Below are 19347 nucleotides of genomic sequence, written 5' to 3'. Positions count from 1 at the left end.
GGTTCAGGCGAAGAGGTCGAGGGTCGAGGTGCCCGCCGCCGGGCGGGCTGCCCAGGTGGGTGGAGCCGGTGCCGGGCGTACCTCTGCTGTCCGGGCGTGCCGTGGGCCGTGGTCCCGCGCTCCGTCCCGAGGATCGTCGGGGGTGCCGGTGCCGAGATCGAGCGACGCGGACAGGCCCGACGACGACGCCTCCCGGCGCAGGTCTGGCAGCGCCTGCTTCAGGGCCTCCCGCCCGCCGTCGGTGGCCGAGAAGAACTCGATCCTGGCTCCGTCCGGCGACAGGCTCGCGCGGATGGTGATGGGCCCGAGATCGTCCGGCGCGACGGTGACGGTGATGGTGCTCGTCCCGCCCGGTGCGCCGGCCGCCGCCTGTGCGAGCGCGAAGGCGGGCCCGCCGAGCTGCCGGGGCAGGGGCGCGGCGTGGCGTGCGGGCGCGGGGGCGTCCGCCGGTGCGACGACGACGGACGGCGTCTGCTGCAGGGGCAGCTCGGCGCGGGCGGCCGGAGGAAGCTGGGGAGCGCCGGCCTGCTCGGTGGTCCCCGCTTGCGGTGCGGCGGCGGGCGTGCCGGGCTCCGCAGTCTGTCCTGCGTCAGTCCGTCCTGCGTCCGTCCCTCCGGCTTCCGTCCCTCCGGCTGCTGCCTGTCCCGCCGCATCGGTGACAGGGTGAATGCCCACCGGGAGGGAGTGGGCGCTGGCAGCGCCTGCACCCGCGGGGGTGGGCGCGGTGGACGGCACTCCACCGGCATCTGCCGCTACCGGCACGGGAGTCCCCGGGGCAACGGCAACGGCTCCGGCTCCCGGGAGCGGACCCGCCGCCACGCCCTGCGCCTCCGGGGCCAGGGCTCCTGCCGCGGGGTGTGCCGATGCCGGCCCGGTCGGCCCCGACGTCGGAGGGACCGCGCCCGACCGGATCTCCGGGACGGGCGTCGCGGTCGCCGTGGAGGTGACCGGTGACCCATCTGCAGCGGCCGTCGGCGCGCTCGGGGCGGCCACCGTCGGCGTGGCAGCCGGGGTCGTCAGCGGGGAGGCCGGCACGCCGGCGCCGGCGGCGCCGGCAGGATCGGAGGCATCGGCAGGGTCCGTATCCGCCGTCGGCTCCACGGGGGCGGCCGTTTCGACCGTGACGTGTTCTGCCGTGATGCCGGCCTTGACCCCTAGGGCCGTCGGGACGTCACCGGACGGTGCCTGCGGGTCCGCGGAGGCCTGGCGTGCCGCATGTGCCGCCGGATCCGATGCCGTCACGGCACCTTCCGCGGCCGAGGACTGCCGTGGGCCGCGGCGGGAGTCGGACCTGATCGCCGACGACGGGACTGGCTCCGCCTCACGGCGTATCGGGCCCGTCGATCCCCCGAGTCCTGCAGGTGTTCCAGCGGGCCCACCGGAGCGGGCGTCGTCGGCGGTCCGGGTCATGGGCCGGTCCAGGCGCTCCGCATGCCGACGGTACGCCTCGCCGAAGGACGATGCCGACCGGGACGTGGACCGGGATGCCGACAGCGACGACACCTCGGAGCCGTCGCGATTCCCGGCGGCCGGTCGGACGGCACGCAGGGTGTCGCGCGGAGCGGCCGTGGCGGGAGAACCCTGGACGAGGCTCATCGGGCCATGCTCGCGAGGAAGGCGGCCTGCGCCGCGTAGGCCGCATCGGCGGATCCCGAGGCGCTCGACGTCGACACGGAGGACGCCATGGCGGCGGGCGCCATGGACGCCGCCCCTGCAGGGGCCGCGGGCAGGATACGACGGATGGTGGTGATGTTCGCGTCCGTCTCCCACATGTCGCGGACGGCGACGGTCTGCCCCGGCTGGGGGGCGTCGATGGCCTTGCCTCCCCCGAGGTACATGGACACGTGCCCGCCGTCGTGGCTGAACATCAGGTCCCCGGGCTGCGCCTCGGCGAGCGACGGGACGTGCGTTCCGGCATTCATCTGGTCCCAGGTGACGCGCGGCAGCTGGATGCCGATGTCCGCGTAGGCGCGCTGCACGAAGCCCGAGCAGTCCAGCCCCGTGGCCGGGTCCGTTCCGCCCCACACGTACGGGATGCCCTCGTAGGAACGCGCCGCCTCGATGAGCCGTGCGGCGTCGCCCGAGGCCGGCACGGGAACGGGGGTGGCGCCGGTGACCGTGGCGGAGGAGTCCGTTGCGGCAGGTGCAGTGGCACCCGCGAGAGCGTCGGCGAAGAGATCGGCCGTCGCGGCCGGGGCGGCGGTGGAACCGGCCCCCGTCGAGGAGCCCGTGATCTTCGAACCGACCGGCGGGGTGATGCCGGCCGTGGACCGTGCCGGTGCGGCGAGCATGGTGAGGGTGGACTGGATCTGCTGGATGCGGCCCACCGCGTCGGTCATGGTCATGCCCGGTCCTTCCCTGTGTGCTGGAGTCTTCCGGCCGCGGCGATCTCGTCGAGGACCCGCTGTTCGGCGCCGAGCAGTGCGCTCGCCTCGCCCTCGCTGTGCCGTGCCTCGAGCTTCTCGAGGCCCTTCGTGTCGGCCCGGGCACCCCGGTAGGTGACCTGGGCACGCTCCCGCTCGGCCTGCAGCCGGCCCTCGAGCGCGTGCAGGTCGGCGAGCATGCTGCGGGCAGATGCGCGGGCCGCGGCCACCGCGTACAGCGACGCCGACCCTGCCGGATCGAGGTCGGTACCCTCGAGGGCCTCGCTGACGCCATGGGTCCGGGCCCTCGATACCCGCAGGCGCTCGTTGGCGTCGGCGAGCCTGCCGGCGGCTTCGTCCTCGCGTAGCTGCTTCAGCCGGAGCAGGCCTGCGAGGGGGAACTGTCGTGCCATCAGGAGATTCCCATCGATGCTGTGAGGTGGGCGAGCCGGTTCCAGGCGTCGTCGAACGGGGTCTGCTCGTCCATGCGCTGCTGCAGGAACGCGTTCACGGCGGCCTCATGATCCATCGCGGCGTCCACGAGCGGATTGGAGCCGCGGGAGTAGGCGCCGACGTCGATGAGGTCCTGTGCGGCCTTCCGCGCGGCCAGGGCTCGGCGGAGTACGGCGGCGATCCCCGCCTGGTCGCGGCTGGTGACACGGGAGGCCACCCGCGAGATGGACGCGAGCGGGTCGATCGACGGGAAGTGCCCGGCGACCGCGAGCTTGCGGTCGAGCACCACGTGGCCGTCGAGGATGGAGCGCGCGGCGTCGGCGACCGGCTCGTTGTGGTCGTCGCCGTCGACCAGCACCGTGTACATGCCGGTCACGGACCCCGTGGCTCCGGTGCCTGCCCGTTCGAGGAGCTGGGCGAGGAGCGCGAAGGTGGACGGCGGGTACCCGCGCGTCGCGGGGGGCTCGCCGACGCTGAGGCCGATCTCGCGCTGCGCCATCGCCACGCGGGTCAGCGAGTCCATCATGAGCATGACGTCAGCCCCGCGGTCGCGGAACGACTCGGCAATCCGCGTGGCGACGAACGCGGCACGCAGGCGTAGGAGCGCGGGCTCGTCGGAGGTGGAGACCACCACGATGGACCGCGCGAGGCCCTCGGGCCCGAGGTCGTCCTCGAGGAACTCGCGGACCTCGCGGCCCCGCTCCCCCACGAGGGCGATCACCGAGACCGCGGCGTCCGTCCCGCGCGCGATCATCGACAGCAGCGAGGACTTGCCGACGCCGGAGCCCGCGAAGAGGCCCATGCGCTGGCCGCGGCCCACCGTGGTGAGCGTGTCCATGACGCGGACACCGAGTTGCAGGGGTTCGGTGATGCGGGTGCGCTCGAGGGCCGCGGGCGGCGTGTTCTCGAGGGACACCCAGGAGACGTCGGTGAGGGGACCACGACCGTCGATGGGGCGTCCGACGCCGTCGAGCACGCGGCCGAGGAGCCCCGGGCCGGCCGGCACGAGGAGGGGCCGTCCCTGCGCACGGACGGGTGCACCGGCCTGGATGCCGACGAGGTGGGCGTAGGGCATGCAGCGCAGCCCGGTCAGCGACGCGGCGACCACCTCGGCGTCCACGGGTGAATCGTCGCCGATGGTCACGAGGTCGCCGATCGCGCAGTCGAGGCCCACGACGTCCACGCCGAGCCCGACGACGGAGGCCACGCGGCCCACGCGCTGGGGCGCTGCGGCAGTGCTGGCGAGCCGGATGGTCTCGTCGAAGGTGAGTGTCATGCCGCACCCTCCGTCAGTGCGGCGCGGACGCGTGCCAGCGCCACCCCGAGGCGTGCGTCGACGAAGCCGTTCGGGCAGTCGGCGACGGCGTCGCCGCGGTGCAGGGTGGCATCTGCGACGAGGGCGACGCCGGCGGGGACCGCGTCGGGTCCCAGCACGTCGAGGTCGGCCGGATGCAGCCGGACCGCACGGACCTCCTCGCCGTCCGCTGCGGTGAGGGCCCGCACGACGGCGGCCCGCGCCGAGGAGGGTGCGTCCTCCAGTGCACGCCCGAGCAGGGCCTCCGTGATGGAGAAGGCGGCGTCGAGGATGCGCGAGCGGGCCTGGTCGAGGACCGGCGCGGTCCGCGCCTCGAGAGCGCGTGCGGCGGTCTCGAGCACTCCGAGCTGCTGCGCAAGGAGCGCGTCCGCGCGGGCGCGGGCGGCGGCGTGCTCGGCGTCGAGCCGTGCGCGGTGCTCGGCGAGTTCGGCACGTGCGAGGACCAGCCCGTCGGCGTACCCGGCGGCATGCCCCTGGGCGAGGGCGGTGTCGTGGGCGGCCCGGCCGGAGCCGGGACCGAGGCGCGGGAAGGAGATCGGGGTGAGTGCGTCAGTCGACAATCTCGTCCTCCTCCCCGCGCATGATGGTGATGGTGCCCTGCGCCTCGAGATCGCGGATGGCGCGCACCACCTCGGCGCGGGCCTCCTCCACCTGCGACATCCGTACGGGCCCCATGCCCCGGATCTCGTCGTCGAGGATCTCCCTGTTGCGCTCGGAGACGTTCGCACGGATCACGGTGATCACGGCTTCGGCGGCGCCCTTCATGGCGAGTGCGAGGACGGCGGAGTCGATACCGCGCAGCACCTGCTGGACGTCGCGGCGCTCGAAGTTGACGATGTCCGCGAACGTCAGCATGCGGGCACGCACCTCTTCGGCGAGCGCCGGATCGCGGCTCTCGAGCCCGTCGAGCAGTTCACGCTCGGTGCTGACATCCGCACGGTTGATGATGTCGACGAGGGGCTGGATGCCACCGATCCTGGACGCCCCACGGTCGGGTGCGGCGACGGCGCCGGCCCTGATCTTGATGGTCTCGGCGACGACGGACACCGCCTCCGGCGTCGCCGCTCCCATGGTCGCGATGCACTGCGCGACGTCGGTCCGGGTCTCGGGGGCGAGCCCGGCGAGGACCGTGGAGGCCCGCTCGGGCTTCAGGTGGGCGAGGACGAGGGCGATGGTCTGAGGCAGCTCGTGCTCGAGGACCGTCTGGATCTGGCCGGGCTCCACGGTGTCGAGGAACTCGAAGGACTTGCCCGCCACGGTCGAGGCCAGGCGTCCCACGACGCCGGCGGCGCGTTCGGCGCCGAAGGAGGACTCGAGGAGCCCGACGGCCACCTCCATGCCGCCGCGGGTGCGGCGCCGTCCGCTCGTGGTTAGTTCGTGGAACTCCGCGAGCGCCTCCTCGGCCGCGGCCGGTTCGACGCGGCGCAGGCGCACGATCTCCGCGACGATCTCCTCGGCCTCCGCCTCGGACAACTGCCGGAGGATCTCGGCGGCGCGGTCCTGGTCGAGCTGCATGAGGACCATCGCGGCCTTCTGGGTACCGGTGACCGCCCGTACGGCACTCATACGCTCTGCCTGTCATCCATCATGCTGCGCAGGAACTCGGCGGTCTTCGCCGGGTCCTGCGTGGCGAGGGCGTCGATGTCGGCGCGCATGCGGTCCAGATCGGATTCCGCCGACCCCGCCTGCAGGGCACTCTGCACTGCAGCGACGTCGATCGTGGTGGTGTTCGGGGCCGGTTCCAGCGGGGTGAGGAGCGCGACGGCCGGATCGAGGGCCGGTGTCCCGGGGCCCGGAAGGGCCGGGTAGACGCCCTGCAGCTCGCCGAGGTCGAGGGGCTCGCGCCGCTGGCGGCGTGAGCGGCGGGCGTACACGATGAGCGCGACGATGACGACCACGAGGATGGCCGCGACGATCGACAGCGTGCGGATGAGGTCCGCCCGCTGCTGCGCCGCCTGCGCCTCCTCCGCCTCGGCGAGGGCCTCTGCTGCGGCGTCCGCGCCTGCCTCGTTGAACGGCAGTTCCTCGACCGTCACCACGTCGCCGCGGGCGGCATCGACGCCCGCTGCGCTGGAGACGAGGGCAGTCAGCGCCGTGACGTCCATGTTGGCGGTGGCGCCCTGGTTCACCGCGACGGAGATGGTCTGGCGGTTGATGCCGCCGGCCGGCACGGTGGTGGACTCGGTGGTCTTGTTCACGGCGTTGTTGCGCGTGCTGGTCTCCGAGTTGAACGTGCCGTCACCGTTCGCGCCGTCCTCCGGGACGGCGATGTTGTCCGGTCCGAGGATGCCGGCATTGCCCCCACCGGCCCCCTCGTAGGCCTCGGTGGTGGTGGATTCGTTGAGGGCGGGCGCGTTCTCGGGCGTCGTGAAGCTCTCCTCGACGCGTTCTGCGCTCTCGAGCTTCATGTCCGCGGCCACGGCGACGGTGGCGTTGCCGGCTCCGACCACGCGGTCCAGCATCGACTGAACGGAGGCCTGAATGCGCTGCTCGTAGTCGGAGGCCTGCTGGTCCGCTCCCCCGGTGGCGCCGACGCCGACGGCGGAGAGCACGTGGCCCTCGGCGTCGATCACGGCGACGTCCGCGGCGTCCATGCGGTCGATGGAGGCGGACGTCAGGTGGGTGATGGCCTGCACTTGGTCGCTCGAGAGCGTGGCGCCGGGGTTCGTCTCGACGAACACGGAGGCGGTCGGCTTGCCCTGCTCCGCGACGAACACCGTGTCCTCGGGGATGGCGAGGCGCACGGTGGCGGCCTTGACGCCGTCGATCGCGGACACCGTGGCGGCGAGCTCGCCCTCCAGGGCACGCTTGTAGGTGGTGGACTGCTGGAACTCGGACGACGTGACGCCCATGTCGTCGAGCAGCGAGTAGCCTCCGGTGGACGACGACGGGAGGCCGGCCGAGGCCGCCTTGATCCGCTGGTCGTACACGACGCCCTCGGGGACGAGGATGGTGCCACCGCCCTGCGTCAGCTCGTACGGCACGCCGTCGGTCTGCAGCTGGTCCACGATGGTGCTGGCGTCCTCGCCGCTGAGCCCGGAGAACAGGGGCGTGTAGGAGGGCTTGGACAGCCAGGACGTGAGCGCGATCCCGCCGAGCACGAGCATGGCGACGCCGATGATGGCGATGGTGCGCTGGGCGATGGTGAAGCTCTTCACGGCGTCGCCGAGGCGGGTCGCGGTGGCGGACAGGGGGGTGGGCATCAGGCCTGCATCCTCATGATCTCGTTGAAGGCGTCAACACCCTTGTTCCGGACGGCCGCGACGAGCTCGAGCGTCACCTGGGCACGGGTGGAGGCGAGGGTGGCGTTGTGGATGTCGGTCAGGTCGCCGGTGACGGCCTGCACGGCGAGCTCGTTGGACGTCGACTGCAGGGACCTCACGTTGTCCACGGCGGAGGTGAGCGACGTGGCGAAGCCCTGCCCGCCGGCGCCGGACACCGGTTCCGTGCCGACGGACGGCAGGTAGGTGGTGGCGGCGGGCTGGACCGCGCCGATCGCGGGAACAGGCATCAGGAACGTCCAATCTGGAGGGCGGCCTCGTAGGTGGCCTTCGCGCGGTCGACGACGGCGGCGTTGGCCTGGTAGCCGCGCTGCGCCATGATGAGCTGCCCCATCTGCGCGCTCATGTCGATGTCGGGGTAGCGGACGTAGCCGTCCTCGTCCGCGAGGGGGTGGTCGGGTTCGTGCACCAGGCGGCCCTCGGCGCTGCCGAACTCGGCCCCGGCCACGTAGGCGCCCTGACCGTTCTCGTCGGCACGCGCCGTGATGTAGCGCTGCTGGAACGCGGCGCCGTCGGTGGAGGTGACCGTGTTGGCGTTGGCCATGTTGTCTGCGACGGCGTCGAGCCATTTGCGGTGCAGGGTGAGGCCGGTGCCGGAGATGCCGATCGCGTCGAAGGTCATCAGGACGTCCTGAGGGCGGTGCGGATGCTGGTGAAGGGCCCCTCGACGGCACGCGCGGCGAACTGGAAGCGCAGCACGGTGTCGATGTTCGAGAGCGTCTCGGTATCCAGGTTGACGTTGCTGCCGTTCAGCCGGGTCGGTTCGAGGGATGTCTCCGTGGTGGCCTGCGCGCTGCCGTCGCCCAGCGACACCGAGCGGGCCAGGGCGTCCTCGAAGCTGACACGCTGGGCGTGGAAGCCGGGGGTGTTGACGTTCGCGATGTTGTTCGCGGTGACGCGCTGGCGCAGGGCGAGCCCATCGAGGGCGCTGCGCATGGCGAGCGAGGACACGGAATCGAGCACGACTGCAGAACCTCTTCCAACAAGGTCGAGCGGCCGATCCATGGCCTGAGGGTGAGCGATCCGTGCTCACCGGCGACTATCGGATGGCAGCAGGCCACCTGTTAGGAGCTCGGACGAAGAACTTTCAGCCCGTGACGTCGAGGTAGATGGACGACTGCAGCGGGGCCGTCGCCGCCCGGACCGAGCCGATGGCGCTCTGATGGCGGCGCAGGGTCTCGGCGTCGCCGGTCAGCCGGGTGAGCACGGCCTGCTGGCGCTCGCGGATGCGCCGGGCCCGCGGCACGAGCGACGCGGGGATGGGACCGTCGACCTGCGGCGGTGTCCAGTCCACGGAGGCGGCGGTGCGGCGCAGGAACTCCGGGTCACCTGCGGTCGCTTCAGCGGTACCGGCGGTGGGCGCAGCTGCGGAATCAGCGGAGGTATCGGCTGCGGAATCAGCGGTGGACTCCGAGGTGGTGTCGCCAGCGGTGTCCGCGGCAGCTTCGAGAGTGTCGAGGATCCTCTCCAGCGCATCGAGGGCGGAGGTCCAGGCCGTGAGGGCGGAGTGCTGGCCGGATTCTCCTCCGGTGGCCGCATCGGTTCTGGGATCGTCAGCCAACGCCGAGGACTCCGAGTGAGCGTGGCGCGTCCTGGTTCTGGGCCACTGGCGCCGGCTGGCCCGTGCGAGCGGCCTCGTGCCATGCCTGACGCAGGGGCTCCAGGATCTCGGCGCATTCCGCGGTCCTGGTGCGGTCCCGCCGGGTGTTGGCCTCGAGGAGCGTCTGGCGTACGTAGGTGTAGAGGGACATCAGGCCCTCCGCTCCGTCCCACACGTCGGTGCGGAGCGAGGACATGAGCTCGCCGACGATGTCCTGTGCGTGCAGCAGGTTCGACGAGGCCGTGCCCCAGTCCCCCGCCTCCTGGGCGGCACCGGCCCGGGCGAGGTCGAGCAGCAGCCGGTCGTAGAGCATGGTCAGCAGCCCCGCCGGCGTTGCGGACAGGACGGCGTCCTGCACGTACTGCGAGCGCTTGGCCTGGTATCCGTTCATCTGCAGCATCTTGACTAGCTTCCGGTGGTGGGCAGGCCGGCCAGCTGGGATGACAGCCAGTCGCCCTGCGATTGGAGTTGTGACAGTTGGACCTCGAGCGCCGAGTATGTGCGTTCAAGGGTCGCCCGGCGCTTCTCGAGCCGCTGGTCCCAGCCGGACACCTGGTCATTGAGGTTGCGGACCGTCGACTCCTGGCTCTTGATCCGGCTCGTGAGTTCGCCGTCGTACTTGTCCGAGGCCGCCTTCCCTGCATCGGCTACGCGGACGGACAGCTGCGTGAGGGCGTCCTTCACCTGGTCCGGGTTGGCGGCGAGTGCTTTGGCGAACTTCTCGGCGTCGAATTCCACGGTTCCGGAGCGGGTCAGCGTGATGCCGAGCTCCGACGTCGACCGCCCGTTGATGGGCGCCGTCGCCGCGGTGAGCACGGACTGGGCGATGCCCCGGACGGCACTGTCACCCGTGAATCGGCCCGAGATGGGGGCAGCACTGGCCGTCGCGCCCGGCGTGACCTTGGTGTTGGTGTCCACGAAGGAAAAGACGCTGCGCAGCGCCTCCACCAGTTCCTTCGCCTTCGCCGAGGTGGCTTCGGCGTCACGGGAGACGGTCACGGACACGGGTTCGGTGGTGGTCTTGCTGACCGTGACGGAGACACCGGGGAGGATGTCGGCGAAGGTGTTCGACGACGACGTGACGGTCTGCTCGGCCGCCGTGCCACCCCAGAGGACCACCTCGGCGTTCCGGGCAGTGCGGACGGTGGCGGCGCCGGTCTCGGTGAAGAGGTTGGTCGCGGTCCCTGCGGTGACGTCGGCGGCAGTGCCGCGGAACACGGAGAAGCCGTGTTCGGTGCCCGATTCCTTCGCGGTGAACTGCAGCCGGTACTGGGCGACGCCGTCGGCGTCCTTCCCGGCGCTGACCTTCGTGGCCGTGATGCCGACGTCGGCCTTGTTCACCTGGGCGACGACGTCGTCGAGGGTGCCGGTGGTCGCCACCTCGGTGGTGGTGCCGTCCGCCGCACGCAGGGTCAGGGTGGTGGGTCCCGGCGAGAACGCCGTCATCACGCCCGTGACGGAGGACTGTGAGGAGGCGAGCTGCTTCACGGTGAAGTCGAGGGTGCCGGCGCCGGCGGACGAGGTCGCCGTGGCGGTGACGGTGTCACTCGTGGAGGCGGCCTTGTAGAGATCGAGCGCCTGGGGCTTGGCGGTCTTCGTCGCGAGCTCGGTCAGGGAACTCAAACGGGTGTTCAGTTGCTGCAGGACCGTGATGAAGCCCTGCGTCGAGGTTGCCTTCGCCTTGAGCAGCGTCTGAGGGCGTGCTTCCAGCTGCATGAGCTGGTTGATCATGTTCGTGGTGTCCAGCCCGCTGGCGATGCCGTCGATGGAGAACGCCATGGGTCTACCTCTCGGGGCTGGATGTACTGCCGGTCGATCTAATGGTCTGTCAGGACTGCTATCTGGCGAATGCGCGGTGGGGGGACCTCTCGGTCCAGGATCAGTCCCGCCACCGTGCACCTTTCGCCTACATACTCACCGCTTAGCGGAGGAGCTGAAGGACACCCTGGTTCATCTGGTTGGCCTGCGCCAGCATCGCGGTGCCGGCCTGCGAGAGGATGTTCGAACGGGTGAAGTCCGCCATCTCCTTCGCCATGTCGGTGTCGGTGATGCGGGACTTGGCCGCCGAGAGGTTCTCCTGCGAGACGTTGATGCTGTTGATCGCCGACTCGAAGCGGTTCTGCACGGCACCGAGCTCCGAGCGAGCCTGCGACACCTTCTCAATCTGCGCATCGATCGCTGTGATCGACTTAAGCGCCTCGCCAGCTGAGTCAAACTTCAACCCACCTGTCCTCGCGCCAGGAGTGCCGTTAGCATCAGCGGCGCCCGGGGTGCCGCCGATAGCATTCGCGATCGTCGTGACGTTAGTCAGCTTGACACTGACCTGATCGTTTGATGCTTTGTCACCGGCGCCGACCTGGAACGTCAGGGACTTGTCCGCGGCGAGGAGGTCGATGCCATTGAAGTTCGTCGAGCTGCCGATCCGGGTGAGTTCGTCCGCGAGTGCGGTGACCTCGGTCTGGATCGCGATGCGCGCCTCCGTGTTGTTCGAGTCGTTGCCCGATTGAACAGCCAGGTCGCGGACGCGCTGCAGGATGCTGTGGACCTCGGTCAGTGCACCTTCAGCGGTCTGGACAACGCTGATGCCGTCCTGGGCGTTGCGGGCTGCAACCCCAAGCCCGCTGATCTGCGAACGCAGGCCCTCGGAGATGGACAGGCCGGCAGCGTCATCGGCTGCACGGTTGATGCGGAGACCGCTGGACAGCTTCTCGAGCGACTTGGACATGTCGCCCTGGGTGCTGGAGAGGTTGCGGTATGCGGTGTTGGCCGCGGTGTTGGTGTTGATCTGGAAACCCATGATGTATTCCTCCGTGAAAGGGCTGCTATCGCCGGCCCATCCATGGGCCTGCAACCGTAGCTATCGGAGGCATGCGGGAGAACGTTAGAACTCGGCGCAAACTTTTTCCGACGTCGCCCCTGGGATCTGAATAGGCGCAAGGTAGCCCAAGGTTTGACAGCAAGTTGGAGCGCAACAGGCCGAATCCGGGTTTGCGCCCGCGCCACCGCCCTAAGCTCGTCGATGGTCAGGTTCCTGATCGTCGATGCGAAGGATGTGCAGGGTGGGTGCTGATGCCCGTGTGGCCGGCAGGGCTGGTGCGATGCGGGCGGATGTCTCCCGCGTCCTGGTCATCGTGACCGTCATGGCGCTACCGCTGTACATCGCCGTCCTCCTGCTCGGCGACCCCGCCCGGTTCAACCTGTTCGGCGCATGGCTCGGCATGGTCGTGGAACTCGGTGCCGTCGCCGTGTGCGTCAGCGCACTTCGGCGGACACGCTGGTCCCAGTGGCAGATCCTGTTCGGTGCCGCCGCCGTCGCCGTCTACACCGCCGGGGACCTCTACTATCTCGTGGCGGCGAACGGGGAGGAGTCCCTCGCCGTCGTCTCGGTCGCGGATGTGGCGTACCTCCTGTTCTATCCGTTCATGATCGGCGCCCTCGCCGTGACGGTACGGAAGCTGAAGGGCGTGGCCTGGCCGCTGCTGCTGGACAGCCTCGTGGGGGCATTGGCTGCCGCCTCCCTCATGGCCGTGATCCTCGCGCCGGTCCTGCGCTCCGGGGCGACCGGCGGCACCACGCTCGAAGTGGTCCTCGCTGTCATCTACCCCCTGCTCGATCTCCTGCTCGTCACCACCGTGGGCGGCCTGCTGGCCTCCCGTGGGCTCGATCTGGGACCGCGCTGGCCACTGCTCATCGCCGGCCTGATCCTCTTCTCCGCCGCGGACATCGCCTATGCGCTGGGCATGGCGGACTACGCGGTCGGCACGGTCACCGACGCCGGTTGGATCGTGGGGCTCGTGGGGATCGCGGTGTGGGTCGACGGCGTCGCCCGGTCCGATCCGTCGGTCCGCCACCGTGACCGTGGCCTGCCCGCCCTCACCACGCTGATGGTGTCCACGGTGTCGGCGCTCGCCGTCCTGATCATCGGCTGCCAGGTCTCCATCCCGCTGGTCGCCCAGGTGCTCGCCGCCCTCACCCTGCTCCTGACGGCTGCGCCTCTCCTCTTCCGGAACCGCATGCTGGGGATCCTCGCGACCACGGACGAGCTGACAGGGCTTCCGAACCGCCGGGGGCTGGTCGCCGATCTTCCCCGACGCGTGGGCGGGAATCGCGTCGGCGCCCTGCTTTTCATGGACCTCGACCGGTTCAAGGACGTCAACGACGCGCTGGGACACGACGTCGGCGACGCCCTCCTCGTGCAGGTCAGCGAGCGCTTCACCCGGCAGGTGCGGTCCAGTGATCTGCTGGCACGCCTTGGCGGTGACGAGTTCGCGGTGTTCCTGAACGACGTGTCGAGGGAGGAAGCCCTCATCGTGGCCCGGCGGCTTGAAGCGGAACTCGACGAGCCGATCCAGGTGGGCACGGCCTCCCTGAAGGTGAGCGTCAGCATCGGCATCGCGCTCACCCCGGACAACGGCACCGACGTCACCCTGCTGATGCGCAAGGCGGACATCGCGATGTTCCGGGCGAAGTCGGACCGGAGCGGGCACCACATCTACAGCTCGATGGACGACGACGGCGGCGCACGGAAACTGAAGACCCTCGAGGAACTGCGCCTGGCGCTCGTCGAGGGCCAGTTCGAGCTGAACTACCAGCCCAAGGTGAACCTGCCCGACGGCGCCGTGACCAGCGTCGAGGCCCTCATCCGCTGGAACCACCCCCTCCTCGGGCAGCTGCCGCCGACGTCGTTCCTGCCCCTCGCGGAGGAGGCGGGCCTGATGCCGGCGATCTCCGCGCTCGTGCTCAGGGACGCCGTGGAGCAGGCCGCCCGGTGGAGGGCCGAGGGACTGGAGATCAGCGTCGCCGTGAACCTGTCCGGTTCGTGCATCCAGGACGGACTCCCCCGGCAGATCCGCCTCCTCCTCGAGGAGTGCGGGACCCTGCCCGAGTGCCTCATGCTCGAGATCACCGAGGACATGCTGATGAGGAACCCGGCCCATACGGCGAAGATCCTCGCGCGGCTTCGCGCGAAGGGCATCCAGATCTCCATCGACGACTTCGGCACCGGGTACAGCTCCCTGGCGTACCTGCGCGATCTCCCCGCCGACGAACTCAAGCTCGACCGGTCCTTCATCACGGCCATGCGGACCGATCGGCGCGCGCAGGGTCTCGTAGGCTCCATCATCGACCTGGCGCACAGCCTGGACCTGCGGGTGGTCGCCGAAGGAGTGGACAACGAGGCGACCCGGGCGGAACTGCGGGCGCTCGGGTGCGATCTCGCGCAGGGCTTCCACTTCGCCCGGCCCCTTCCGGCCGCCGGCGTGGCCCCCTGGATCAGCGCCCACGCCCTGGCCACGGACCCCGACGGCAGCCCCCTGGTGGTCCAGCGGGGCTGACGGACAGGGAAAAGTATTCTCGGCGTACAGACCGGTACAGGCGGATGAACTTCCGCTGAACGGGTAGCGTGGGAGTACCAGTATTTTCCGAGCCCTAGGACGGGTTGGATGTCAAGGGCCTTCGGCGAACATCGGCATCCTGAACGCGAGGTGTTGCCATGATCAGCCGGATTCCCCACGTCACCCGACGGGTCGGTCTCGTCGGCGCGCACCTTCTCGTGTACCTCCTCATCTGGGCAGGGCTCGCGCTGCTCATCGCCGGCATCGGCATCCGCGCCTACTGGGGCGAGATCTCCGTGGGCCAGATGCTCCTGAACCTCGTCACCGTCGACCCCGATGGTGGGGGCGGCGCCATCGTCTGGACCGGCATCCTGGGCATCGGCGTCCTGCCCCTGCTCATCACCGTGGGCATCGCCGTGGGACAGCACCTCCGACGCCGCAGGCGCCGGAACGACGACGTCGTCCGCCCCCGCCGCTCGCAGTGGGTCCTGCGCACCGTCTCCACCGCCCTGGTCGCCGCCGTGGTCGTCGGCGGCACCACGGCCTTCGCCACCGCCGTGGGTGTCGGGGACTACATCAGGGCCACGAACTCCGAGTACGACATCGCGGACTACTACGCGGAGCCGACGGTCACCGGCACCGAGGACAAGCGCAACCTCGTGCTGATCTACCTCGAATCCGGCGAGGCGACCCTGGCGGACGACGAGCTCTTCGAGAAGGACGCGTTCACGCCCCTCGAGGATGCCACCGAGGCCTCGGACGGCTGGCGGGGCGTGGACGATCTCCAGCAGTACAAGGGCGGGGGGTGGACCATGGCCGGACTGATCGGCACGCAGTGCGGCGTCCCCCTGAAGGGCGCGGGAGCCACCGCGGGCAGCAGTTCCAGCGGGTCCACCGAGCCCGCCGACGACGTCGAGAGCTATTTGGGCGGTTCCACCTGCCTGGGTGACATCCTGGAAGAGAACGGCTACACCAACGTCTTCCTGGGCGGCGCCAGCGCCTCCTTCGCCGCGAAGGGCACCTTCCTGGCCGGGCACGGCTACTCCGAGGTGAAGGACCTCTCCGACTGGCGGGCCGCCGGGGAACCGGAGACGAATTTCCGCAGCGACTGGGGCCTGAGCGACGAACGCCTCCTGGCGCACGCCCGGGACGAGATCGACCGGCTGTACGCCGAGGCGGAGCAGACCGGTCAACCGTTCAACCTCTCCCTGCTGACGCTGGACACCCACGAGCCCGTGCACGTCTTCGACTACTGTCCCGTGGACACGCAGAACGAGGTCACCTCCGTGTTCTCCTGTTCGCTGACGCAGGTGGCCGGATTCGTGGAGTACATGGAGGAGAAGGGTTACCTCGACGACACCGCGGTGGTGATCATGGGCGACCACCTCAAGCACATGAGTGCCGGTGACGCCTTCCACGAGCAGCTGGACGACCACCCCAACCGCACCATCTTCAACCGGATCCGGGTCCCGGGCCAGGACGGGAACAGCACGCTGCGCCCCGCCGTGGACCAGCTGAACATGTACCCCACGCTCCTGGAGGCCGCCGGCCTCACCCTGCAGGACCACGAGGCCGGGCTGGGCGTGTCCGCCTTCGCCCCGGAGGTACCGGACCATTCGGCGCAGGCGCTGGAACCCGACACCTACGCCGAACTGCTCGACTCCCATTCCCCCCGGTTCTACACCGAGGCCTGGGCCGACGGGGACGACCCCCGGTAACGCCGCCGATGAGCAGGGCGCACGCGGCATCGCTTACAACCGGGCACCCGGTGCCGATAGTTCTCCCGGTTCCACATGACGGTGGCACCGGGAGAGGAGGGGCACCGTGAGCACACAGGATCTGTCCGCCCTGCTCTGGCAGGAGCGTGAACTGCTCGAACTCCTCGTCTTCAAGCTCGAGGAGGAGCAGCTGCTGCTCACCTCCGGCAAGACCCGCTGGCTGCACCACGCCACCCGGGAGGTGGAGCAGGTCCTCGAACGGCTGCGTGAGACCGGCCTGGCCCGCGCCGTGCACGCCTCCGGTGTGGCCACCGCGTGGGGTATCGACGACGGCGCCTCCCTCCGCGAACTGGCGGCGGCAGCCCCCGACGGGCCCTGGCAGGAACTGCTCTCCGCGCACCTCCAGGCCATGACGGCACTGGTCGCCCAGATCGCCGCGCTGCGCGACACCAACCAGCAGTTCCTGAAGGCGGCCAGCCGGTCGACCCAGGAGACCCTCGCGGGCATCGGCACGGGAGCAGGCACCTATGCCGCCGACGGTGCAGCCCTGCAGGGCCACGGCCAACCGACCCTCCTCAACAAGGATCTGTAGCGGAACAATGAGCACCTTCAGCGGACTCACCACGGCCTACTCCGGCCTCGCCGCCGCGCGCGCGGGCCTGGACGTGACCGGGCAGAACATCGCCAACGCGACCACCCAGGGGTACACACGCCAACGGCTCGAGACGTCCGCGGCAGCGCCGGTCCGGGCCACGCTCTTCAGCACCGGCACCCGTGCCGGTGAGGGCGTGCTCGCGCAGGGCATCGCCCGCCTCGGTGACACCCACCTCGAGGCGCGGGTCCGCATCACGGCCGGCGCCGCCGGCTACACCGCCGTGCGCGCCCAGGCGTACTCCGCGCTCGAGGACGGACTGAAGGAGCCCGGCACCAACGGTGTCTCCGACTCCCTCCAGAAGTTCTGGGCGGGCTGGCAGGGCCTGTCGAACCAGCCCGACAAGGACGCCCCGGCGTCCGCGCTCCTCGCCTCGGCAGGGCAGCTCACCTCCCGCATCGCGGCGGGCTACCGCGAGGTCCAGACGCAGTGGGAGTCCACCCGGTCCTCGGCCGCCGGACTCGTCACCGAGGTCAACGACGCCGCAGCGCAGGTCGCCGACCTCAACCGGCAGATCCGCTCCAGTGTCGCCTCCGGCGCCCCCGCCAACGAGCTCGTCGACCGCCGCACCACGCTGACGGCGACGCTCGCCGGCCTGACCGGGGCCACCGTCCGCGACAACGCGGACGGAACCGCTGACGTCCTGCTGGCCGGCAACCCGCTCGTCGCGGGCACCACCGCGCGCGCGCTGCAGGTCACCGGTCCCCTCCAGCTCGACGGCACCGGCACGGTCCAGGTCGAGTGGACGCACCGGCCCGGCGCCTCCGCCGGCGTGGAGAGCGGCGAGCTCGCAGCGACGCTCTCCCTCCTCGCCCCCGCCGACGCGGGCGGTGCCCTCGCGCAGGCCGCCGCCGGCTACGACGCCTTCGCCGTGAAGCTCGCCGACCAGGTGAATGCACTCCATGCGGACGCGGGCAAGGGACAGTTCTTCGCCTACCAGCCCGACCGCCCCGCCGCGTCGCTCGCCGTCGTGCCGACGCGCCGAGAGGACATCGCGGCGGGCGCAGCCGGCGCGGGCGCCTTCGACGGCTCGGTGGCGGACGCGACCTCCGGACTGGGCACCGGCACGGCATCCCCCGACGCCGCGTGGTCCGCCTTCGTCACGGACCTCGGCGCCGCAGCACGCGCCGAACTGCAGGGCAACTCCCTCGCGGAGGTGTCGGCCACCACCGCGCTGCAGCAACAGCTCGGCGCCACCTCGGTGAGCATGGACGAGGAACAGGTCAACCTGCTGGAGTACCAGCACGCCTACCAGGGCGCCGCGCGCGTGATGACGGCCGTCGACGAGATGCTCGACGTCCTGATCAACCGCATGGGAATCGTAGGACGGTAGGAAGGCATCATGATCACCCGCGTCACCAACCAGACCATGCTGCACGGAGCCCAGCGCTCCCTGCAGGTGAACCTCGCCCGCCTCGCGGACCTGCAGGAGAAGGCGTCCAGCCAGAAGGCCATCGGCCGCCCGTCGGACGACCCCGCCGCCGCGGCCGAGGCCCTCCGGGTCCGCGCCGAGATCGGCGCCAACCAGCAGTACGGCCGGAACATCGCCGACGGAGAAGGGTGGCTGACCCAGCTCGACAACGCGATGACGATGTCGAAGCGGGCCCTCGACACCGCGAACGACCTGACGCTGCAGGGCTCCAACTCGGCCCTGCCGCCGACCGCCCGCGAGGCGCTGGCACTGAACATCGAGTCGCTGCGCACCGAGCTCATGGCCCAGGCCAATGCCACCTATGGGGGCCGCTTCCTGTTCGCCGGGAACTCCGACGCCCCCGCCGCCGTCGCACCGGATCTCACGTTCACGCCGGGCGGGACCGTCGAGCGCCGGGTCGGCTCGCACGAGACCATCCGTGTCGACGCCGACGGCGCCGCCGTCTTCGGGAGCGGACCCGGCTCGGCCTTCGCCCTGCTGGACACCATCGCCGCGGACCTGCGGGCCGGCAAGGACGTGTCCGTGCACCTCGCACCGCTGCAGCAGCGCATCCAGGACCTCACCGCCCACCACAGTGAGATCGGCACCCGCCACGCACGCCTGCTCGGTGCCAAGGATGTCGTCGCCGATGCCTCGCTGGCTCTCGAAGGAGAACGCGCCGCCGTGGAAGACGTCGACCTCGCGTCCATCATCCTGGACCTCAAACTGCAGGAGACCGCCTACCAGGGCGCGCTCGCCGTCTCGGCCCGCGTCCTGCAGCCCTCGCTGATGGACTTCCTGCGATGAGGGCCGCCTTCGTCACCCCTCCCCCGGGCCTCGCGCCCCGCACACGCTTCGACCTCGAGCAGGTGCCGGGCGCGGACGGGCTGTTCACGCTCACCGCAGCCGACGAGCCGGGCGTCCGCCTGTTCCTCCTGGACGCCGCCACCTATGTGCCGCACTACAGCCCGCGCTTCTCCGACGCGCAGCGCGACGTGCTCGGCTCCGACGTGCCGGAGGCGCACCTGTTCGTCGTCGCCAACCCGGGAACCGGGGGCACCACCGTCAATCTCGCCGCGCCGATCGTCCTGGATCCCTCGACGGGGCGCTGTGCCCAGCTGATCCTGGACGGGGCGGATTATCCGCTGAAGGCGGCGCTGGCCCAGGCCGCCTGAGGCCACGGGCAGGAACGAGAAGAGCCGCCCGGCGCGATGCCGGGCG

General features: G+C 70.7%; 20 protein-coding genes. 6 read left to right on the top strand and 14 right to left on the bottom strand.

Annotated elements, in window-relative coordinates; genetic code table 11:
- Nucleotides 1-3 precede the first annotated feature (3 nt).
- The 14 genes from QFZ50_RS17945 to QFZ50_RS17880 form a co-directional block, all read right to left on the bottom strand.
- Nucleotides 4-1596: a flagellar hook-length control protein FliK gene (locus QFZ50_RS17945; RefSeq protein WP_307086491.1), complete on the bottom strand. Its 1593-nt coding sequence runs from the start codon at nucleotides 1594-1596 to the stop codon at nucleotides 4-6.
- Entirely contained in the window at nucleotides 1593-2345 is a 753-nt protein-coding gene (locus QFZ50_RS17940; RefSeq protein WP_307086489.1) for a C40 family peptidase, read from the bottom strand. The genes QFZ50_RS17945 and QFZ50_RS17940 overlap by 4 nt, the downstream gene beginning before the upstream one ends.
- Nucleotides 2342-2776 carry a flagellar export protein FliJ gene (locus QFZ50_RS17935; RefSeq protein WP_307086487.1) on the bottom strand — a complete coding sequence of 145 codons (435 nt, stop codon included), beginning with the start codon at nucleotides 2774-2776 and terminating at the stop codon, nucleotides 2342-2344. Before QFZ50_RS17935 ends, QFZ50_RS17940 begins: the two co-directional genes overlap by 4 nt.
- On the bottom strand, nucleotides 2776-4092 hold the full coding sequence (locus QFZ50_RS17930; RefSeq protein ID WP_307086485.1) for a FliI/YscN family ATPase: 1317 nt from the start codon (nucleotides 4090-4092) through the stop codon (nucleotides 2776-2778). Before QFZ50_RS17930 ends, QFZ50_RS17935 begins: the two co-directional genes overlap by 1 nt.
- Nucleotides 4089-4691: a FliH/SctL family protein gene (locus QFZ50_RS17925; protein WP_307086483.1), complete on the bottom strand. Its 603-nt coding sequence runs from the start codon at nucleotides 4689-4691 to the stop codon at nucleotides 4089-4091. Before QFZ50_RS17925 ends, QFZ50_RS17930 begins: the two co-directional genes overlap by 4 nt.
- Nucleotides 4681-5697, bottom strand: a complete 1017-nt coding sequence (gene fliG, locus QFZ50_RS17920; protein ID WP_307086482.1) for a flagellar motor switch protein FliG — start codon at nucleotides 5695-5697, stop codon at nucleotides 4681-4683. Before fliG ends, QFZ50_RS17925 begins: the two co-directional genes overlap by 11 nt.
- Nucleotides 5694-7334 carry a flagellar basal-body MS-ring/collar protein FliF gene (gene fliF / locus QFZ50_RS17915; RefSeq protein WP_307086480.1) on the bottom strand — a complete coding sequence of 547 codons (1641 nt, stop codon included), beginning with the start codon at nucleotides 7332-7334 and terminating at the stop codon, nucleotides 5694-5696. The genes fliG and fliF overlap by 4 nt, the downstream gene beginning before the upstream one ends.
- Nucleotides 7334-7642: a flagellar hook-basal body complex protein FliE gene (gene fliE, locus QFZ50_RS17910; protein WP_307086478.1), complete on the bottom strand. Its 309-nt coding sequence runs from the start codon at nucleotides 7640-7642 to the stop codon at nucleotides 7334-7336. The genes fliF and fliE overlap by 1 nt, the downstream gene beginning before the upstream one ends.
- Nucleotides 7642-8034: a flagellar basal body rod protein FlgC gene (locus QFZ50_RS17905; protein ID WP_307086476.1), complete on the bottom strand. Its 393-nt coding sequence runs from the start codon at nucleotides 8032-8034 to the stop codon at nucleotides 7642-7644. The genes fliE and QFZ50_RS17905 overlap by 1 nt, the downstream gene beginning before the upstream one ends.
- Nucleotides 8034-8375, bottom strand: a complete 342-nt coding sequence (locus QFZ50_RS17900) for a flagellar basal body rod protein FlgB (protein WP_307086474.1) — start codon at nucleotides 8373-8375, stop codon at nucleotides 8034-8036. Before QFZ50_RS17900 ends, QFZ50_RS17905 begins: the two co-directional genes overlap by 1 nt.
- 124 nt (nucleotides 8376-8499) lie before the next feature.
- On the bottom strand, nucleotides 8500-8973 hold the full coding sequence (locus QFZ50_RS17895) for a hypothetical protein (RefSeq protein ID WP_307086472.1): 474 nt from the start codon (nucleotides 8971-8973) through the stop codon (nucleotides 8500-8502).
- Nucleotides 8966-9403 (bottom strand): flagellar export chaperone FliS, encoded by a 438-nt coding sequence (gene fliS / locus QFZ50_RS17890; RefSeq protein WP_307086470.1) that lies wholly within the window; start codon nucleotides 9401-9403, stop codon nucleotides 8966-8968. Before fliS ends, QFZ50_RS17895 begins: the two co-directional genes overlap by 8 nt.
- A gap of 14 nt (nucleotides 9404-9417) precedes the next feature.
- The gene (gene fliD, locus QFZ50_RS17885) at nucleotides 9418-10791 is read right to left on the bottom strand and encodes a flagellar filament capping protein FliD (protein ID WP_307086468.1); all 1374 of its coding nucleotides are present in this window, start codon (nucleotides 10789-10791) and stop codon (nucleotides 9418-9420) included.
- Nucleotides 10792-10933: 142 nt separating this feature from the next.
- Nucleotides 10934-11809, bottom strand: coding sequence for a flagellin N-terminal helical domain-containing protein (locus QFZ50_RS17880; RefSeq protein WP_307086466.1), 876 nt, complete (start codon nucleotides 11807-11809; stop codon nucleotides 10934-10936).
- Nucleotides 11810-12071: 262 nt separating this feature from the next.
- Between QFZ50_RS17880 and QFZ50_RS17875 the strand changes: the two genes are divergently transcribed.
- From QFZ50_RS17875 to QFZ50_RS17850, 6 genes are all read left to right on the top strand, one after another.
- Nucleotides 12072-14345 carry a putative bifunctional diguanylate cyclase/phosphodiesterase gene (locus tag QFZ50_RS17875; RefSeq protein ID WP_307086464.1) on the top strand — a complete coding sequence of 758 codons (2274 nt, stop codon included), beginning with the start codon at nucleotides 12072-12074 and terminating at the stop codon, nucleotides 14343-14345.
- A 158-nt stretch (nucleotides 14346-14503) separates the two neighbouring features.
- Complete coding sequence (locus tag QFZ50_RS17870; protein WP_307086462.1) at nucleotides 14504-16063, top strand: sulfatase-like hydrolase/transferase; 1560 nt, start codon at nucleotides 14504-14506, stop codon at nucleotides 16061-16063.
- 106 nt (nucleotides 16064-16169) lie between these two features.
- Nucleotides 16170-16655, top strand: coding sequence for a flagellar protein FlgN (locus QFZ50_RS17865; protein ID WP_307086460.1), 486 nt, complete (start codon nucleotides 16170-16172; stop codon nucleotides 16653-16655).
- A gap of 7 nt (nucleotides 16656-16662) precedes the next feature.
- The gene (flgK, locus tag QFZ50_RS17860; RefSeq protein ID WP_307086458.1) at nucleotides 16663-18048 is read left to right on the top strand and encodes a flagellar hook-associated protein FlgK; all 1386 of its coding nucleotides are present in this window, start codon (nucleotides 16663-16665) and stop codon (nucleotides 18046-18048) included.
- 9 nt (nucleotides 18049-18057) lie between these two features.
- On the top strand, nucleotides 18058-18933 hold the full coding sequence (locus QFZ50_RS17855) for a flagellin N-terminal helical domain-containing protein (RefSeq protein ID WP_307086456.1): 876 nt from the start codon (nucleotides 18058-18060) through the stop codon (nucleotides 18931-18933).
- Nucleotides 18930-19301: a flagellar assembly protein FliW gene (locus tag QFZ50_RS17850; RefSeq protein ID WP_307086453.1), complete on the top strand. Its 372-nt coding sequence runs from the start codon at nucleotides 18930-18932 to the stop codon at nucleotides 19299-19301. The genes QFZ50_RS17855 and QFZ50_RS17850 overlap by 4 nt, the downstream gene beginning before the upstream one ends.
- The last annotated feature ends 46 nt before the right edge of the window (nucleotides 19302-19347 follow it).

The organism is Arthrobacter agilis (assembly GCF_030816075.1).
GTDB lineage: Bacteria > Actinomycetota > Actinomycetes > Actinomycetales > Micrococcaceae > Arthrobacter_D > Arthrobacter_D agilis_E.
This window is presented reverse-complemented; position numbering and strand designations above follow the sequence as displayed.

What these genes read in the sequence shown, in the direction of transcription:
- QFZ50_RS17940 (WP_307086489.1), bottom strand. Translation starts at nt 2,345, where the DNA reads ATGACCATGACCGACGCGGTGGGCCGCATCCAGCAGATCCAGTCCACC.
- QFZ50_RS17945 (WP_307086491.1), bottom strand. Translation starts at nt 1,596, where the DNA reads ATGAGCCTCGTCCAGGGTTCTCCCGCCACGGCCGCTCCGCGCGACACC.
- fliF (WP_307086480.1), bottom strand. Translation starts at nt 7,334, where the DNA reads ATGCCCACCCCCCTGTCCGCCACCGCGACCCGCCTCGGCGACGCCGTG.
- fliG (WP_307086482.1), bottom strand. Translation starts at nt 5,697, where the DNA reads ATGAGTGCCGTACGGGCGGTCACCGGTACCCAGAAGGCCGCGATGGTC.
- QFZ50_RS17850 (WP_307086453.1), top strand. Translation starts at nt 18,930, where the DNA reads ATGAGGGCCGCCTTCGTCACCCCTCCCCCGGGCCTCGCGCCCCGCACA.
- QFZ50_RS17905 (WP_307086476.1), bottom strand. Translation starts at nt 8,034, where the DNA reads ATGACCTTCGACGCGATCGGCATCTCCGGCACCGGCCTCACCCTGCAC.
- QFZ50_RS17935 (WP_307086487.1), bottom strand. Translation starts at nt 2,776, where the DNA reads ATGGCACGACAGTTCCCCCTCGCAGGCCTGCTCCGGCTGAAGCAGCTA.
- QFZ50_RS17855 (WP_307086456.1), top strand. Translation starts at nt 18,058, where the DNA reads ATGATCACCCGCGTCACCAACCAGACCATGCTGCACGGAGCCCAGCGC.
- fliE (WP_307086478.1), bottom strand. Translation starts at nt 7,642, where the DNA reads ATGCCTGTTCCCGCGATCGGCGCGGTCCAGCCCGCCGCCACCACCTAC.
- fliD (WP_307086468.1), bottom strand. Translation starts at nt 10,791, where the DNA reads ATGGCGTTCTCCATCGACGGCATCGCCAGCGGGCTGGACACCACGAAC.
- QFZ50_RS17870 (WP_307086462.1), top strand. Translation starts at nt 14,504, where the DNA reads ATGATCAGCCGGATTCCCCACGTCACCCGACGGGTCGGTCTCGTCGGC.
- fliS (WP_307086470.1), bottom strand. Translation starts at nt 9,403, where the DNA reads ATGAACGGATACCAGGCCAAGCGCTCGCAGTACGTGCAGGACGCCGTC.
- flgK (WP_307086458.1), top strand. Translation starts at nt 16,663, where the DNA reads ATGAGCACCTTCAGCGGACTCACCACGGCCTACTCCGGCCTCGCCGCC.
- QFZ50_RS17930 (WP_307086485.1), bottom strand. Translation starts at nt 4,092, where the DNA reads ATGACACTCACCTTCGACGAGACCATCCGGCTCGCCAGCACTGCCGCA.
- QFZ50_RS17880 (WP_307086466.1), bottom strand. Translation starts at nt 11,809, where the DNA reads ATGGGTTTCCAGATCAACACCAACACCGCGGCCAACACCGCATACCGC.